The organism is Flagellimonas flava, from assembly GCF_900129665.1.
Lineage (GTDB): Bacteria > Bacteroidota > Bacteroidia > Flavobacteriales > Flavobacteriaceae > Flagellimonas > Flagellimonas flava.
In genome coordinates, this window is sequence record NZ_FQWL01000004.1 from 118,783 (window position 1) to 135,143 (window position 16,361).

A 16,361-nucleotide genomic window follows, 5' to 3' on the forward strand; every position below is an offset into this window, starting at 1 on the left:
TAGCAGAAAGCTGAATTTATAGGGTGAATGTAAAGACGATTTTTCGCTATATTCGTGGGATGCTCTCCAAGAAGACGAAATATGGCTTAAAGGCATTGACCTATCTTGCTTCTATCTCTAGTAAGGAACCAGTGCAAATTGCTGAAATTGCCAAACACGAAAATATTTCCCAAAAGTTTTTGGAAAGTATTTTACTTACCCTTAGAAGAAATGGATTTCTTGGCTCAAAAAAAGGCAAGGGCGGGGGATATTATCTGATCAAAGAACCCAAGGATATTATAATGACGTCGGTGATACGGGTACTAGAAGGTCCAATTGCAATGGTTCCTTGTGTAAGCCTTAACTTTTACGAAAAGTGTGACGATTGTCCTGATGAAAATGAATGCTCTGTGCACAAACTGATGCTTCAAGTACGTGACAGTGCCTTGGAAGTGTATCGGAACAACACCTTGGCTGATCTAATTTCCTAAGCATAAAACTGCTAAGTTTAAAGGTTTCTTCCTTAGAATTCCGTAATATTTTTTGGCCAATTCGTTAAAATCTATAAAAACGATAGGGTAATTGTAATTTTAAGCACAAATTAACGATATACTTCAAAAATAATTCTACTTTTGAATATCCTATTAAATCGATAGGAATTAAATAATTCAAATGATAGCAGACCAAATACTTGTAAACAACGGAGGAAAGAGAGATTCCTACGCTAAAGATAAAAGCTCTGAAAGCCCAAAACGCAGTATTGTTAAATCCCTTAGCTGGCGCATCGTGGGTACTTTGGATACCATCATTATTTCTTGGATAATAACTGGAACACTTACACTGGCGTTTTCAATCGGTCTTGTTGAGTTGGTCACAAAGATGGTGTTGTATTTTTTTCATGAGCGTATTTGGAATAAGATTTCATGGGGTAAATAATTCACAAGAGTATGGGATTCACAGCAGAAGAAATAGCAAGTTTAAATCGTCAATTTAGAGGAATTCCGCCTCAGGAAATTATTTCTTGGGCCATAAGCAACGGAAAGAAGCCCGTGGTAACCACGAACTTTAGACCTTATGAGGTAGCTATACTGCATGCCGTTACGGATGTGGATAAGGATATTCCGGTTATTTGGTGCGATACAGGGTACAATACCCCAAATACATATAACCATGCTGAAGAGCTCATTTCTCGATTGGGTTTGAACGTGAAGTTGTATGTGCCCAAACAAACTTCTGCACATCGAGATGCCGTAATGGGGATACCTCAGATTGATGACCCACTGCATTCGGTTTTTACAGAACAGGTAAAATTGGAACCTTTTAGAAGAGCTATGGAGGAGCATAAGCCGGATGTTTGGTTTACCAACCTGAGAAAAGGTCAAACTGCCCACAGGGATTCCTTGGATGTATTGAGTTTAAGTGCAGATGGGGTACTAAAGGTGAGTCCGTTCTACTACTGGAGCGATACCCAATTGGATGCCTACCTGCGTGAATATAACATGCCCAACGAACATAAATATTTTGATCCCACAAAGGTTTTGGAGAACCGTGAATGTGGATTGCATACCTAATCAAAAAATAATTTTCGCGAAGCGAAAATCCTAAATCAAAGCAATAAAGATTTGAATACACTAACAGAAGAAATACAAAGTCCAGCTGTTTTGTCCCTAGGGGAAAGGCCCATGGCGAACGCATTGGAACATGAAGCCATCTACATTTTTAGGGAAGTGGCGGCTCAATTTGAGAGACCTGTTCTCCTATTTTCGGGAGGTAAGGATTCCATTACGCTGGTACGCCTGGCGCAAAAGGCCTTTTGGCCAGCCAAAATCCCCTTTCCCTTAATGCACATAGATACCGGACACAATTTCCCGGAAACTATTGAATTCAGGGATAGATTGGTGGAGGAATTGGGAGTTGAACTTATTGTGCGGAATGTACAGGATTCCATTGACCAAGGAAAGGTGATCGAGGAAACTGGGAAGTATGCCAGCAGGAATATGTTGCAGACCACCACCTTATTGGATGCCATTGAGGAATTCAAGTTTGATGCATGTATTGGTGGTGCAAGACGTGACGAAGAAAAGGCAAGAGCCAAAGAGCGTATTTTTTCCGTACGGGATGATTTTGGTCAGTGGGATGAAAAAAACCAACGCCCTGAATTGTTCGATATGCTGAACGGCGAGATTGAAATAGGACAGAACGTCAGGGTTTTTCCAATCAGTAACTGGACCGAATTGGATGTTTGGAGCTATATCCAAAAAGAGAATATCGAGATACCATCCATCTATTTTGCCCATAAACGAAATGTCTTTTTACGAGATGGTCTGATCTGGTCTGCCGAAGACGAGGTAGTCTTTAGAGCGGAGGATGAGACTGTGGAGGAGAAAATGGTCCGGTTCCGTACAGTAGGGGACATGAGCTGTACGGCGGCCGTGGAATCCTATGCGGATACTATTGATAAAGTGGTGGCTGAGATTCGAGATTCCAAGATTTCGGAAAGGGGCGCTCGAATTGACGATAAACGGTCTGAAGCGGCAATGGAAAAAAGAAAACAACAAGGATATTTTTAGGACTATGGAAGTATTGAAAATTGCTACCGCAGGTAGTGTGGACGACGGTAAAAGTACCTTGATCGGAAGATTACTTTACGATACCAAATCGCTGACGGATGATAAACTTGAAGCGATTGAAAAGACCAGCAAACAAAAAGGGTATGATTACTTGGATTTTTCGTTGGCCACGGATGGATTGGTTGCCGAAAGAGAGCAGGGAATCACTATAGATGTTGCCCATATCTACTTTTCAACAGCCTCTAAGAGTTACATCATCGCCGATACCCCTGGGCATGTTGAGTATACGCGGAATATGGTCACAGGAGCGTCTACATCCCAAGCGGCAATCATTCTTATTGACGCACGAAAAGGAGTGATAGAACAAACCAACAGACATTTTTTCATCAACAACTTGCTTCGGGTAAAAGATGTGATTGTCGCCATCAATAAAATGGACTTGGTGGACTACTCGCAAGAGGTCTTTAATAATATCAAAGCCGATTTCGAAAAGTTGATGGACAAGCGTGATTACCAAGAGCAAAAAATCACCTTTATTCCGGTAAGTGCCCTTAAAGGGGACAATGTTGTGAACAGGACGGAGAACATGACCTGGTACCAAGGGCAGACCTTATTGGAGCATTTGGAGGAATTAGACCTTCAAGATATCTACAATACGGGAACACCAAGATTTCCCGTGCAGTACGTAGTGCGCCCAAAAACGGAGGAATTCCATGACTTTCGCGGATTTACTGGTAAGGTATATGGAGGAGAGCTCAATGTAGGCGATGAGATTGTGGTCTTGCCCTCCATGACAAGGTCTAAAATCAAGAATATATACTTCTACAATGAGGAGTATAAGACTGCGCCCAGACGCTCATCCGTCACCATTACCTTGGAAGATGAGGTAAATGTGAGTAGGGGGGATATGTTGGTAAAGGTGGGAGACCTACCTACCATTGATAAGCAATTGACGGCAACTGTCTCTTGGATGGATTCCAGTAGTTTGACCACTGGAGGAAAATACGTGGTACAGCATGGAATCAACAAAGTTCTGGCGAAGGTGGATACCATTGAACATAAAATCAATCCCGATTATAGCGGAATTGAAGCAAACGCAACGACCTTGCAAATGAACGACATCGCCAAGGTTCGTTTGAAATTGAACCGACCTATTTTTTACGATAGCTTCAAGGACCATAGAACCAATGGATCCTTCATCATTATAGATAGTAGAACCAATAATACCGCGGGTGTAGGTTTTATTGAATAGTTTTTAATTGACCTTCCAAGGAAGTGCTCCTGAAGGTAATGGGATTATGATTTTTAAATCCTATTAAATATATAGGAAAAATAGAATTATGCAGAGTTTTAGAACAGAAATAGAGAATCCGGTTGTTGAGAAGGATATCATTGAATTGGAACGTAAGATTCGCGAGTTCAAAGGAGGTGAAGTTGATGAGGAAAAATTTCGAAGCCTTCGCTTGGCTAGAGGAGTATACGGACAACGCCAGCAAGGGGTCCAGATGGTTCGGATTAAGCTTCCCTACGGGAAGGTAACATCCAATCAACTGCTCCGCATTTGCGATGTTTCGGACGAATATTCCAGAGGAAGATTGCATATCACCACCCGCCAGGACATCCAGATTCATTATGTGGATTTGGAACGTACCCCAGAGTTGTGGGCCGAGTTGGAGAGAGATGATGTTACCCTTCGTGAGGCTTGTGGAAATACAGTAAGAAATGTCACTGCGAGCGAAACCGCAGGTATTGACGTAAACGAACCTTTTGATGTTTCCCCCTACGCCCATGCGGTTTTTCAATATTTTCTGAGAAACCCAATAGGACAGGAAATGGGAAGGAAATTCAAGGTTTCCTTTTCTGCCAGTGATGCCGATACCGGATTGTCCTATATGCATGATCTGGGTTTTATCGCCAAAATTAAAAATGGAGAAAGAGGATTTAAGGTGATGTTGGCTGGCGGATTAGGTTCCCAACCCCGTCACGCCGATGAACTTTATAGTTTCTTGCCAACCAACAAGATTATTCCTTTGATGGAAGGTGTTATTCGTGTGTTTGACAGACATGGAGAGCGTAAGAGTAGGGCAAAGGCTAGAATGAAATTTCTGCTCAAGGATATTGGTTTGGATGGGTTTAGAGTACTTCTTGAAGAAGAGCAATTGGCCATTCCACATCAAAGCTATCCCATTGATTTTGAAACTTATCCACAACCAGTGGTTGCCGAAGTGGAGGTGCCAGAGGTGACCATTCAGAATCAAGAGGCCTTTAATACTTGGAAGTCCACCAACCTTGTTCCACAAAAACAAAAAGGTTATGTGGCCATCGGAATAAAGGTACTTTTAGGGGATTTCTACACCGATAAAGCTCGAGATTTGGCTCGATTGGTTCAAAAATATGCCGCTGGAGAAATTCGATTGTCCCTTCGCCAAAATATTTTAATTCCTTACGTAAAGGAGGCCTTGATTCCTTTTTTCTATTCAGAATTGGAAAAACTGGGTTTTGTGGAGGCCGGATACAACAAAGCTTTGGATATCACCGCCTGCCCTGGCACCGACACATGTAACCTTGGGATTGCCAGTAGTACTGGAATTGCTGAGGAATTGGAACGGGTAATCAAGGCTGAGTATCCTCAGTATATCAGCAATCCTGATGTGGTCATCAAGATTAGTGGTTGTATGAATGCTTGTGGCCAGCACAATATGGCCCATATCGGTTTTCAAGGGATGTCCATACGGACCAAGGACAAATTGGTAGCTCCAGCACTTCAAGTGCTGTTGGGCGGGGGCAACTTCGGAAACGGAAAGGGAAGATTCGCGGATAAGGTGATCAAAATTCCAAGTAAAAGAGGGCCGCAAGCCTTGCGTTTGATCTTAGATGATTTCAACACCAATGGAAACGGGTCTTCATTTGCGGACTACTATTGGGAAAAGGGAGAACATTACTTCTATGATTTCCTTAAACCTCTAGCCAATATTGAAAACCTTAACCCTTCAGATTTTATCGACTGGGGAACAGAGGAAAAGTATAAGAAAGAGATAGGAATAGGGGAATGCGCTGGCGTTATTGTGGATCTCGTGGCAACACTATTTTTTGAGAGCCAGGAAAAAATTGAGAAAGCCGAGGAAGCCTTATCCGAAGGAAAATGGGCTGCTAGTATCTATTATTCATACCAATCCATTGTGAATTCGGCTAAAGCGCTATTGACTTCGGAAAAAGTAAAAACCAATACACATAATGGTATCATCAGGGATTTTGACCGCCTTTATGTGGAATCTGGGAAAATTAATTTGGAAGGAAGTTTTGAAGATTTGGCGCTTCAGCTGAACAAAAACAGGCCTACTGAAGAATTCGCCCAGCAATTTTTGAACGATGCTAAAACCGTTTTAGAGCAATTGGAGGCCTACAGAAAATTAGAATTGACCCATGTATAGAGGAAAACTAACTGTAGTAGGTGCGGGACCGGGAGATATTGAATTGATTACCCTAAAAGGAATCAAAGCTTTGTCCGATGCGGATGTGGTTTTATATGACGCTTTGGTAGATACACAGTTGTTGGAATATGCCAGTGATGCGGAGCAAATTTTTGTAGGGAAAAGAAAAGGATGCTATGCCTACCAACAAGAACAGATTAATGAACTGATTGTTCAGCGGGCAAGAACGAAAGGACATGTGGTACGCTTAAAAGGTGGAGACCCTTTTGTTTTTGGTAGGGGAGCGGAAGAAATGGAGTATGCGGCCCAACATGGTTTGGAAGTGGCCGTGGTTCCGGGCATCTCATCTGCAGTTTCCGTACCGGCAGCACAGCATATTCCGGTGACCAAAAGAGGGGCTACCGAAAGTTTTTGGGTAATTACGGGCACTACAAAAGAGCATAAACTATCAAAGGATGTGGAGTTGGCGGCCAAGTCAAATGCCACGATTCTCATCTTGATGGGGATGTCCAAACTGGGGGAAATTATGGAACTGTTTAAACAGCAAGGAAAATCGGAACTCCCTGTGGCAATTATCCAAAACGGCACAACAGATAAAGAAAAAGTGGGAATTGGTACTGTTGCTTCCATTGAGTACAAGGCAAAGGAGCAGCAGTTATCCAATCCCGCGATTATCATTATTGGGGAGGTGGTTCATCATCGACGGCGACTTATGGAACTCCAAGAGCATTACGCGAACAAGTTAGAATTAGTAGAAAACAATAATTAATATAGGTCGGTCAACAACCCAAAAATGGGAAATAGACCATTAAAATAGAGTTATGATAAAGACAGATGTACTGATAATTGGAGCTGGACCAACAGGATTGTTTACCGTGTTTGAAGCCGGTCTTTTAAAACTAAAGACCCATCTCATAGATGCCTTACCGCAGCCAGGAGGTCAATGTTCCGAGATCTATCCTAAAAAACCCATTTATGATATTCCGGCCTATCCAGAAATTTTGGCCGGGGATTTGGTAGACCGTTTAATGGAACAAATCAAGCCTTTTGAGCCCGGATTTACCCTTGGTGAACGAGCTGAGACTTTAGAAAAACAAGAGGATGGATCGTTTATTGTAACTACCAATAAAGGAACCAAACATCATGCACCTGTAGTGGTCATTGCCGGCGGACTGGGATCTTTTGAACCCAGAAAACCATTGATTGCCAATATTGGTGATTATGAGGATAAAGGAGTGGTATATATGATCAAGGACCCTGAAGTGTACCGAAACAAGAAAGTAGTGATTGCGGGAGGTGGGGATTCCGCCCTGGACTGGGCCATTTATTTGGCGGATGTAGCTTCCGAAGTGGCCTTGGTGCATCGAAGAAACGAATTTAGGGGCGCTTTGGATTCTGTAGAAAAAGCTTCAGAACTGGCGAAATTGGGTAAAATTCTATTGTATACTGAGGCTGAGGTGAAGGAAATTCATGGTGAAAACGAACTTAAGGCGGTTGTCATCAAACATAATGACGAGGCCAAAGGACAGACCTATGTGGAGACGGATTACTTTATCCCGCTCTTTGGTTTGTCCCCAAAGTTGGGACCTATAGGAAATTGGGGCTTGGAAATTGAGAAAAATGCGATTATGGTCAATAATGCAAAGGATTATCAGACCAATATTCCAGGTGTTTTTGCCATCGGTGATGTTAACACCTATCCTGGAAAACTAAAATTGATTTTATCTGGATTCCATGAGGCGGCCGTAATGTGCCAATATGCCTATCAGATTATCAACCCAGATAAGCGATTTGTAATGAAATACACTACCGTTGGTGGCGTCCAAGGTTTTGATGGAACCAAAAAAGAGGCCAAAAAAGAAGTGGTGCAAAGCATAATCTAGAGCTTATTTTAGATTATTTGAGTCAGTCAACACCCTCTATAGCATTGCTTTGGAGGGTTTTGACTAAATAAATCGGATTTAAGTTGTTTTTGAGGACAAAGTGCTGTTATTTTGTCCTCAGTTCATTTAAAATTTGAAGTGGTTATCGAGAAAGGCGGAGGGACTAGACCCTGTGAAGCCTTAGCAACCCTTAGCACATCCCATCATCTGGGATTCTGAGAAGGTGCTACATTCTACCTAACATCGGTACATGATGATGGGATGGATAACGAGAAAAGCTTTTACAGCAAATTTTCCTAATGTTTTCTTGATACCTAATTAGATCCCAAAAAAAAAGGGACAATTTAGTTATGGAGCAGATTGAAGCTATTTTACAGGAACGAATTTTGGTATTGGATGGCGCCATGGGAACCATGTTGCAGCGTTATCAGTTCGAAGAAGAAGATTTTAGAGGAGAACGATTTAAGGATTGGGAACATCCCCTAAAAGGTAATAACGATCTCTTGTCCCTTACCCAGCCAGAGGCGTTGGCCGAAGTACACAGAAAATATTTTGCCGCTGGAGCGGATATCGTGGAAACCAATACCTTTTCCGGTACCACAATAGCTATGGCAGATTACCACATGGAGGAATTGGTATATGAACTCAACTATGAATCGGCAAGAATTGCAAAAAGGGTAGCCGCAGAGTTTACGGCCAAAGAACCGCACAAACCTAGATTTGTGGCGGGTAGTATTGGTCCAACCAATAAAACCGCCAGTATGTCCCCGGATGTAAACGACCCTGGATTTCGGGCCGTATCATTTGATGAACTTAGGTATGCCTACAAAGAACAGGTGGAGGCTTTATTGGATGGGGGAGCGGACATTTTGTTGGTAGAAACCATTTTTGACACTTTAAATGCGAAAGCAGCCCTCTTTGCCATTGAAGAGGTAAAGGAAGAACGTAATATTGCGGTGCCAATTATGGTCAGCGGTACTATAACAGATGCATCAGGTCGGACACTTTCAGGACAAACAGCAGAGGCCTTTTTGATATCTGTTTCGCATATTCCAATTCTAACTGTCGGATTTAATTGTGCCTTGGGGGCTAACCAATTGGTTCCCCATTTAGAAGTGCTTTCGGCAAAGACTCCGTTTGGTGTCTCAGCTCACCCCAATGCGGGTTTGCCCAACGCTTTTGGAGAATATGATGAAACTCCGGAGCAGATGGCTGAACAGATCAAAGAGTATCTCGAGAAAAACTTGGTGAATATTGTGGGAGGTTGCTGCGGAACCACCCCTGAACATATCAAAGCGATAGCTGACTTGGCATCCAAATACAAACCTAGGAAGATATCTTCGGAGATAGCTGTTAAAATCTAAACTTCATAAGATGAAAAGAATTCTTCTGGTCTTAATGATTTTAGCTGTCTTCTCCTGTGAGCAGACCAATAAGGATATTCCTAAGGAAGGGTTTACAAATTCCAAAGGGATCGTGGGCTCTTGGAAATTAGTCTACGGCGAAATCAAAGAGGGGGATTCTATTCAAATCAAGGACCTTTCCAAATCGGATTTTATAAAACTGATCAATAAAGATCATTTTGCTTTTTTCAACCAACCAACGACTGGAGGGGATGGATTTTATGCAGGTGGGGGAAGCTATAGTTTGGATGGGAACAACTACGTAGAGAAGTTGGAATACATAGCCGTTGATGAGGTTCGGGGACATGAGTTTCAGTTCCAAATCGAGATCAAAGGAGATACATTGATTCAATCGGGTATTGAAGATGTCCCTGAGGCCAGAATAAAAAGACATATCATTGAGAAATATGTACGAATCGATCAAAAGTCATTAGAAAAGTGATAACCGCACAAAAACACTTACGACTTTCAGGTCTCGAACCCCTTATAATTACTCCTGAAAGCAATTTTATAAACGTTGGGGAAAGGACTAATGTGGCAGGTTCCAAGAAGTTCCTTAGGCTCGTAAAAGAGGAAAAGTTTGATGAAGCCTTGGAGGTGGCCAGACATCAGGTGGAGGGCGGGGCCCAAATCATCGATATCAATATGGATGATGGCTTGATCGATGGTAGGGAGGCCATGGTTCGATTCTTAAACCTTATTGTTTCCGAACCGGATATTGCCCGGGTTCCCATTATGATTGATAGTTCTAAATGGGAAATCATTGAAGCGGGACTTCAAGTGGTTCAGGGCAAATGTGTAGTCAATTCTATCAGTCTCAAGGAAGGCGAAACTGAGTTTAAGCGGCAAGCTACCTTAATCAAAAGATATGGGGCGGCGGTGATTGTCATGGCGTTTGATGAAGTGGGTCAGGCGGATAACTATGACCGAAGAATAGAGATTGCCAAACGCTCCTATGATATTTTGGTGAACGAAGTTCATTTCCCCCCTGAAGACATCATTTTCGACCTCAATATTTTTCCAGTGGCCACAGGAATGGAGGAGCATCGAAAAAATGCCATAGATTTCATTGAGGGGACCCGTTGGGTGCGCCAAAACCTTCCGCATTGCAGTGTAAGTGGGGGTGTTAGTAATGTTTCCTTTTCATTTCGAGGGAACAATCCGGTACGTGAGGCCATGCATTCTGTGTTTTTGTTCCACGCTATAGAAGCCGGGATGAACATGGGTATTGTTAATCCTGCTCTGTTGGAGATTTATGACGATATTCCAAAAGACCTACTGGAACATGTGGAAGATGTGATTCTGGATAGACGGGATGATGCCACGGAACGCTTACTGGAATTTGCGGAAACCGTCGTGGGCAAGGCCAAGGAAAGTAAGGTGGATTTGTCGTGGAGGGAAGAACCTCTTCAAGACCGAATTACCAGGGCCTTGGTTAAAGGGATTGATCAGTATATTGTGGAGGATGTGGAGGAAGCGAGACAGAAGGCTTCCAGACCCTTGGAAGTCATTGAAGGTAATCTGATGACCGGTATGAACGTGGTTGGCGACCTCTTTGGAAGTGGAAAAATGTTCCTTCCCCAAGTAGTGAAGTCGGCTAGGGTAATGAAAAAGGCAGTGGCCCATCTGACCCCGTTTATTGAAGCCTCCAAAGATTCCAATACATCTTCAGCAGGTAAGATTTTAATGGCCACGGTCAAAGGTGATGTTCACGACATTGGAAAAAACATCGTAAGTGTAGTATTGGCATGCAACAATTACGAAATTGTGGATTTGGGAGTAATGGTTCCTCCTGAAAAAATCATTGGTAAGGCCAAGGAAGAACAGGTTGATGTTATAGGGCTTAGTGGTTTGATCACACCTTCTTTGGATGAAATGGTTTTCTTGGCCAAGGAAATGGAAAGGCAGCAGTTTACCGTGCCCTTATTAATTGGTGGCGCAACCACAAGCAAAGCGCATACCGCGGTCAAAATCGATCCTCAATACAGTCAGGCTGTGGTTCATGTGAATGATGCCTCACGAGCGGTTACTGTAGTGGGCGACCTGCTTCAAAAGGATACCTCTGATGGGTATAAAAAATCCATTAAGCTTGATTATGAAAGCTTTCGAGATCGTTTTCTAAACCGTACCAAGCAAAAAGAATATTTAACCTTGTCTGAAGCGCGAAACAACAAATTGCAAATCGATTGGGATGCTTTGGATATCACAGAACCCAAAAAATTGGGGATTCAGGTCTTAGAGAACTTTGATTTAAAAAAACTAACCGATTTCATCGATTGGAGTCCCTTTTTTAGAAGCTGGGACCTTCATGGAAAATTTCCGGATATTTTAAAGGATGATGTAGTTGGTGTCCAAGCAACCGAACTTTTTGAGGATGCCCAAACCATGTTACAGCAAATCTTGGATGGACAGTTATTAAAGGCCAAAGCTATTTTTGGATTGTTCCCGGCCAACCAGGTAGATGAGGATGACATTGAGGTGGAGGTAAACAATACCAAATTCATGTTTCGAACCTTGCGGCAGCAGCTGAAGAAAAGGGAAGGAGTTCCCAACATTGCGCTAGCAGATTTCATTGCCCCCAAAAACTCTGGAATTCAAGACTATATGGGGTGTTTTTGTGTTACCACCGGATTTGGAACACAGGAGTTGGCACAAGAATATGAAAAGAATCTGGATGATTACGGCTCCATAATGGTCAAAGCCTTGGCGGATCGTTTGGCAGAGGCTTTTGCTGAATATCTTCATAGGGAGGTGAGGATAGAATACTGGGGCTATGCCTTGGATGAAACCTTGTCCAATAATGAATTGATAGAGGAGAAATATCGGGGAATCCGCCCTGCTCCTGGATACCCAGCTTGCCCCGATCACTTGGAGAAACTAACCATATGGGAATTGTTGGAGGTCAAGGAGAAAATAGGCGTTGAACTTACGGAAAGCTTGGCCATGTGGCCGGCGGCTAGCGTTAGCGGCTATTATTTTGGCAACCCAAAGGCGAAATATTTCGGCTTGGGAAAAATAAAACCGGACCAAGTCGAGGACTTTGCGCAACGAAAGGGAATAACAAATGAAGAAGCCGAGAAATGGCTCGCACCAAATCTAGTTGACAATTAAGCACAAATGAAAGTAACTGACCACATAAAAGCAGCAAAGGGGCAGACTCTATTTAGCTTTGAGATCATCCCGCCCGTAAAAGGTCGGAGCATACAGGAGTTGTATGGCAATATCGACCCACTTATGGAATTTAAACCTCCGTTTATTGATGTTACCACGTCCAGGGAAGAGTTCGTTTATATTGACCGGGACGGCCTTTTGGACAAAAAATTGACGCGTATGCGCCCGGGAACATTGGGGATCTGCGCATCAATTAAGCATAAATATGATGTCGATACCGTTCCCCACGTACTTTGTGGTGGTTTTACCTGTGAGGAAACGGAGTATCTTTTGGTAGATTGTCATTATCTAGGGATAGACAATGTCATGGCCTTGCGAGGAGATGCCATGAAAGAAGAAAAGTATTTTGAACCCACTTCTGGGGGACATAAATACGCTTCGGACTTGGTAAGGCAAATTAGGGAATTGAACAAAGGAAATTATTTGCATGAGGTCATTGAAACCGACAATTGTGCCAATTTTTGTGTTGGGGTAGCCGGATATCCTGAGAAACATATGGAAGCCCCATCGCTAAAGTCAGATTTAAAGCGCCTCAAACAAAAAGTGGAATTGGGAGCGGACTACGTGGTGACCCAAATGTTCTTCGACAATCAAAAATTCTTTGAATTTGTGGAAGAGGCCAGAAAGATGGGGATAGATGTTCCTATTATTCCTGGGATTAAACCCATTGCCGTTAAACGACATTTACAGCTTTTGCCCCAAGTTTTTAGGGTGGATATTCCTGAGGATTTGATCGACGCGGTGGAAAAATGCAAAAACAATAAAGAAGTGCGGCAAGTAGGGGTGGAATGGTGCATTCAGCAATCCAAGGAGCTCAAAGAAGCCGGAGTCCCGGTTTTGCATTATTATTCTATGGGTAAATCGGACAATATCAAGGCCATAGCAAAAGAGATTTTTTAAAATGCTCCTGCCAGTTTTGAAATAAAATTTAAATACCAACCTTCCATCAAAAAAGGGCTATTTTAGCACCTCATGAAGCGCCTACTTCTTTTAAACCTCGTTATTGGTTTGGTAGCAAGTCAGGGAATTTCCCAAGATTCCCAGATAGCCAAAAAATATGTGCTGGATGCCAGTCAGTTTTATGGTTCCATTTTGCTTCATAACCCAGATATTTCCCATTTGATTTCGGCCCATCCCGGTGGTGTGATACTAGGATTCAATCGAAAACGCTTTGGGCATGAAGAATGGGAAGCTTTATATGGTTATCCGGATACTGGGCTTTCCTTCATTTATCAGAATATGAACAATGCTACCCTAGGGGAGCATTTTGGATTATACGCCCACTATAATTTCTATTTTCTCCAAAGAAATTTACAATTCAGAATAGGGCAGGGAGTAGCGTATAATACCAATCCGTACGATAAAAACGACAATTTTAGAAACAATGCTTATGGAACCCATTTGTTGAGTTCAACCATGGTCATGTTCAATTATCAAAGGGAAAATCTATTCAAAGGGCTTGGAGTGAAGGCAGGAATTTCCCTGATACATTACTCCAATGCCAATTTTAAGGCACCAAACACCTCCACAAACACTTTTGCGCTTAATCTAGGGTTGACGTATGACTTGGACCAGGATTTGAATTATAACTACTTACAGCCCGAAACCAAAGAAAAGGTAGAAGAGCCCATTCGGTACAACTTGGCATTCAGAACCGGGGTGAATGAAAGTGATGTTATTGACTCAGGGCGTTACGGATTCTGGATTTTATCGGCCTATGCGGACAAAAGATTGGGTAGGAAAAGTGCTTTGCAATTGGGAACAGATGTATTTTTTTCCAATTTCTTAAAAGAATTGATTCGCTTTCAATCCATATCCTTTCCGGAATTGCAGGTGGCACCGGATACGGATTTCAAAAGAGTTGGGGTATTTATTGGACATGAATTGTTTATCAATAAATTGAGTTTTGAAACTCAATTGGGATATTACGTATACTACCCATTTGATTTTGAGGGAAGGGTCTATAATCGAATTGGTCTGAAGCGTTATTTCGGGGATAGATGGTTTGGGGCAATTACCTTAAAATCCCATGGCGCCAAAGCGGAAACTGTAGAATTTGGAATTGGAATTAGACTATAGATGTATGATGTTCATGGCTAGATGGTCAACCTATTACTTACAGATGAGCTTCAAAAATTTTTGGAGCTATATCCTGTTGGTGCTGTGCCTTTTAAATATGGGTTGCAATGGGGAAAATGTACCGGACTGTTTCCAAAGAGCGGGAGATTTGACAAGAAGGACCGTTGAAGTACCGAGTTTTTCAAAGATCACTGTTTTTGAAAATATCAATCTGATCATCAAGGATGGGGAAGAGCAGCAAGTTGATATCGAAACCGGAGAATTTCTACAAAATGAGGTAACCGCTTCGGTGGAAGGGGACAGACTCATTGTTCGTAACGAGAATGGTTGTAATTTCATTCGGGATTACGGTTTGACCACGATTTATGTTACCGCACCAAATATCACTGAGATACGGAGCAGCACGGGTCTCCGGATCTCAAGTGATGGCGTGCTCAATTACCCTTCCCTACAACTAGCCTCAGAGAGCTTTTCCAATCCCGAAACTGAAACAACGGATGGTTCATTTGATTTGGAGGTCAATGCCGAGACTGTGGCAATCATTACCAATTCAATTGGCTACTTCAAAGTGTTCGGTACAACCGACAACTTCAATATCACCATAGCTGCTGGGGATTCCAGAATTGAGGCCCAGAACCTAGTGGCCCAAAGTGTAAATATCAATCATAGGGGTTCCAATGATGTTTTTGTAGACCCTCAACAGCGAATTGCTGGGGTGATTCGTGGAACTGGAGACGTGATCAGTAGTGACCGTCCGCCGGAAATTGAAGTGGACGAACTCTTTAACGGACGGTTGATTTTCAGGGACTGACCTACTTGATCGGAATATAAATCTCGGTTTTTAGCTTGTGCTCCTCTGTCTTTTCTGCATTGTTCAGGTATTTTTCCCGCACAGGTTCATCCTTAAGTTCAAATTCGCTTTCTAATAGCCAAGTGTTAAAAATATGGTTATAGACCTCGCTCAGATGGCCATAACTACCTTGATAATGAAAAACTGCATATTTTCCTCCTTTTAAAATCTTCGTGCCTACTTTTCCTGCAGGCTGGGCCTTTTTGTGTATGATGAGGCAGGCGTCATACCTAATGTTGTTTTCTTTGGTCACCTTGGGATCATCGTAGGGGAGACCAAGATGTTCTATGCCAGCGGTAAATAGCTTCTGTTTTTTAACTTCTCCCCATAAGGTTGTCCAGGCCGCGGGATAGTCCAATTTTTGGTATGCTCCCTTTAGGGTAAGATAAATGCAGTTTTTGTCTTCAAGGTCGACAATTTTAGGCTTTTTTATATTCAGTGACGTTGTTTCCATGATATGTATGTTTTGAATGTTCCAAGTGTTGTTATTACGATAGGATATTGGGGTAATCCCAAAGTATTGTTTAAAAGCTTTTGTGAGTGATGAAGGAGCATCATAACCGATATTGTATGCAATCTCCTCTATGGAAAGAGGGCTGTAGCGTATCATTTTGGCAGCGGTTTCCAATCGAACTCTGGTAATGTAGGCACCGATGGGTTCTCCTAAAAGAGCCCGAGTGATTCTATGAAAATGAAAAGGGGAGAAATGGGATAATTCAGCCAATTTTCTAATCTCAATTTTTTCGTCCAGATGATTATGGATATAGTCAACCACTCTATTGAGCTTTTGATGGTACAGGGTTTTGTTACTCTTGTTTTCTGGCATCAGTTCACTATTCTTGAAACAAATTTATAGGTAAAAGCAGGCAGTGGCTTTTCCATTCTTGCGGATTTCCTGCAATATGTATTTTTTGTTCTTTTGAATTCTTTTTATGTTCGAGCAACAAACTGGAGATTGGGAGGATTATTGACATATATAAAGGGATTATTTAACA

At 42.3% G+C, this 16,361-nt stretch carries 15 protein-coding genes and 1 riboswitch; of the genes, 14 read left to right on the forward strand and 1 reads right to left on the reverse strand.

Features of this window, described 5'->3' with window-relative positions:
* Positions 1-59 precede the first annotated feature (59 nt).
* The 14 genes from BUC10_RS12975 to BUC10_RS13040 all read left to right on the forward strand — a co-directional run bounded on the left by BUC10_RS12975 (position 60) and on the right by BUC10_RS13040 (position 15,327).
* Entirely contained in the window at positions 60-470 is a 411-nt protein-coding gene (locus BUC10_RS12975) for an RrF2 family transcriptional regulator (protein ID WP_073180349.1), read from the forward strand.
* A gap of 181 nt (positions 471-651) precedes the next feature.
* Positions 652-915: a DUF2061 domain-containing protein gene (locus BUC10_RS12980; protein WP_073180351.1), complete on the forward strand. Its 264-nt coding sequence runs from the start codon at positions 652-654 to the stop codon at positions 913-915.
* Positions 916-926: 11 nt separating this feature from the next.
* A complete protein-coding gene (locus BUC10_RS12985) occupies positions 927-1,550 on the forward strand; it encodes a phosphoadenosine phosphosulfate reductase domain-containing protein (RefSeq protein ID WP_073180353.1) in 624 nt (207 codons plus the stop codon).
* 111 nt (positions 1,551-1,661) lie between these two features.
* The gene (cysD, locus tag BUC10_RS12990; RefSeq protein WP_073180355.1) at positions 1,662-2,549 is read left to right on the forward strand and encodes a sulfate adenylyltransferase subunit CysD; all 888 of its coding nucleotides are present in this window, start codon (positions 1,662-1,664) and stop codon (positions 2,547-2,549) included.
* Positions 2,550-2,553: 4 nt separating this feature from the next.
* Positions 2,554-3,801 carry a sulfate adenylyltransferase subunit 1 gene (locus tag BUC10_RS12995; protein WP_073180357.1) on the forward strand — a complete coding sequence of 416 codons (1,248 nt, stop codon included), beginning with the start codon at positions 2,554-2,556 and terminating at the stop codon, positions 3,799-3,801.
* 88 nt (positions 3,802-3,889) lie between these two features.
* Entirely contained in the window at positions 3,890-5,980 is a 2,091-nt protein-coding gene (locus tag BUC10_RS13000; RefSeq protein ID WP_073180359.1) for a HEPN domain-containing protein, read from the forward strand.
* Positions 5,973-6,749, forward strand: coding sequence for a uroporphyrinogen-III C-methyltransferase (gene cobA / locus BUC10_RS13005; protein ID WP_073180360.1), 777 nt, complete (start codon positions 5,973-5,975; stop codon positions 6,747-6,749). The genes BUC10_RS13000 and cobA overlap by 8 nt, the downstream gene beginning before the upstream one ends.
* A 52-nt stretch (positions 6,750-6,801) precedes the next feature.
* A complete protein-coding gene (locus BUC10_RS13010; RefSeq protein ID WP_073180362.1) occupies positions 6,802-7,863 on the forward strand; it encodes an NAD(P)/FAD-dependent oxidoreductase in 1,062 nt (353 codons plus the stop codon).
* Positions 7,864-8,002: 139 nt separating this feature from the next.
* A riboswitch (SAM riboswitch) is annotated at positions 8,003-8,135 on the forward strand.
* Positions 8,136-8,213: 78 nt separating this feature from the next.
* Positions 8,214-9,227 (forward strand): homocysteine S-methyltransferase family protein, encoded by a 1,014-nt coding sequence (locus BUC10_RS13015; protein ID WP_073180364.1) that lies wholly within the window; start codon positions 8,214-8,216, stop codon positions 9,225-9,227.
* Between the two features lie 10 nt (positions 9,228-9,237).
* The gene (locus tag BUC10_RS13020) at positions 9,238-9,708 is read left to right on the forward strand and encodes a hypothetical protein (RefSeq protein ID WP_073180366.1); all 471 of its coding nucleotides are present in this window, start codon (positions 9,238-9,240) and stop codon (positions 9,706-9,708) included.
* Complete coding sequence (metH, locus tag BUC10_RS13025; RefSeq protein ID WP_417935129.1) at positions 9,705-12,377, forward strand: methionine synthase; 2,673 nt, start codon at positions 9,705-9,707, stop codon at positions 12,375-12,377. The genes BUC10_RS13020 and metH overlap by 4 nt, the downstream gene beginning before the upstream one ends.
* Positions 12,378-12,383: 6 nt before the next feature.
* Entirely contained in the window at positions 12,384-13,337 is a 954-nt protein-coding gene (metF, locus tag BUC10_RS13030) for a methylenetetrahydrofolate reductase [NAD(P)H] (RefSeq protein ID WP_073180370.1), read from the forward strand.
* A gap of 72 nt (positions 13,338-13,409) precedes the next feature.
* The gene (locus BUC10_RS13035; protein ID WP_073180372.1) at positions 13,410-14,516 is read left to right on the forward strand and encodes an acyloxyacyl hydrolase; all 1,107 of its coding nucleotides are present in this window, start codon (positions 13,410-13,412) and stop codon (positions 14,514-14,516) included.
* A gap of 43 nt (positions 14,517-14,559) precedes the next feature.
* On the forward strand, positions 14,560-15,327 hold the full coding sequence (locus BUC10_RS13040) for a head GIN domain-containing protein (RefSeq protein ID WP_073180662.1): 768 nt from the start codon (positions 14,560-14,562) through the stop codon (positions 15,325-15,327).
* Position 15,328: 1 nt separating this feature from the next.
* On the opposite strand, the gene BUC10_RS13045 is transcribed toward BUC10_RS13040, so the two are convergent.
* A complete protein-coding gene (locus BUC10_RS13045) occupies positions 15,329-16,192 on the reverse strand; it encodes an AraC family transcriptional regulator (protein ID WP_073180375.1) in 864 nt (287 codons plus the stop codon).
* Positions 16,193-16,361: the final 169 nt, after the last annotated feature.

Coding starts and splice junctions, on each gene's coding strand:
- BUC10_RS12975 (WP_073180349.1), top strand. CDS start 60: ATGCTCTCCAAGAAGACGAAATATGGCTTAAAGGCATTGACCTATCTT.
- BUC10_RS12980 (WP_073180351.1), top strand. CDS start 652: ATGATAGCAGACCAAATACTTGTAAACAACGGAGGAAAGAGAGATTCC.
- BUC10_RS12985 (WP_073180353.1), top strand. CDS start 927: ATGGGATTCACAGCAGAAGAAATAGCAAGTTTAAATCGTCAATTTAGA.
- cysD (WP_073180355.1), top strand. CDS start 1,662: ATGGCGAACGCATTGGAACATGAAGCCATCTACATTTTTAGGGAAGTG.
- BUC10_RS12995 (WP_073180357.1), top strand. CDS start 2,554: ATGGAAGTATTGAAAATTGCTACCGCAGGTAGTGTGGACGACGGTAAA.
- BUC10_RS13000 (WP_073180359.1), top strand. CDS start 3,890: ATGCAGAGTTTTAGAACAGAAATAGAGAATCCGGTTGTTGAGAAGGAT.
- cobA (WP_073180360.1), top strand. CDS start 5,973: ATGTATAGAGGAAAACTAACTGTAGTAGGTGCGGGACCGGGAGATATT.
- BUC10_RS13010 (WP_073180362.1), top strand. CDS start 6,802: ATGATAAAGACAGATGTACTGATAATTGGAGCTGGACCAACAGGATTG.
- BUC10_RS13015 (WP_073180364.1), top strand. CDS start 8,214: ATGGAGCAGATTGAAGCTATTTTACAGGAACGAATTTTGGTATTGGAT.
- BUC10_RS13020 (WP_073180366.1), top strand. CDS start 9,238: ATGAAAAGAATTCTTCTGGTCTTAATGATTTTAGCTGTCTTCTCCTGT.
- metF (WP_073180370.1), top strand. CDS start 12,384: ATGAAAGTAACTGACCACATAAAAGCAGCAAAGGGGCAGACTCTATTT.
- BUC10_RS13035 (WP_073180372.1), top strand. CDS start 13,410: ATGAAGCGCCTACTTCTTTTAAACCTCGTTATTGGTTTGGTAGCAAGT.
- BUC10_RS13040 (WP_073180662.1), top strand. CDS start 14,560: ATGAGCTTCAAAAATTTTTGGAGCTATATCCTGTTGGTGCTGTGCCTT.
- BUC10_RS13045 (WP_073180375.1), bottom strand. CDS start 16,192: ATGCCAGAAAACAAGAGTAACAAAACCCTGTACCATCAAAAGCTCAAT.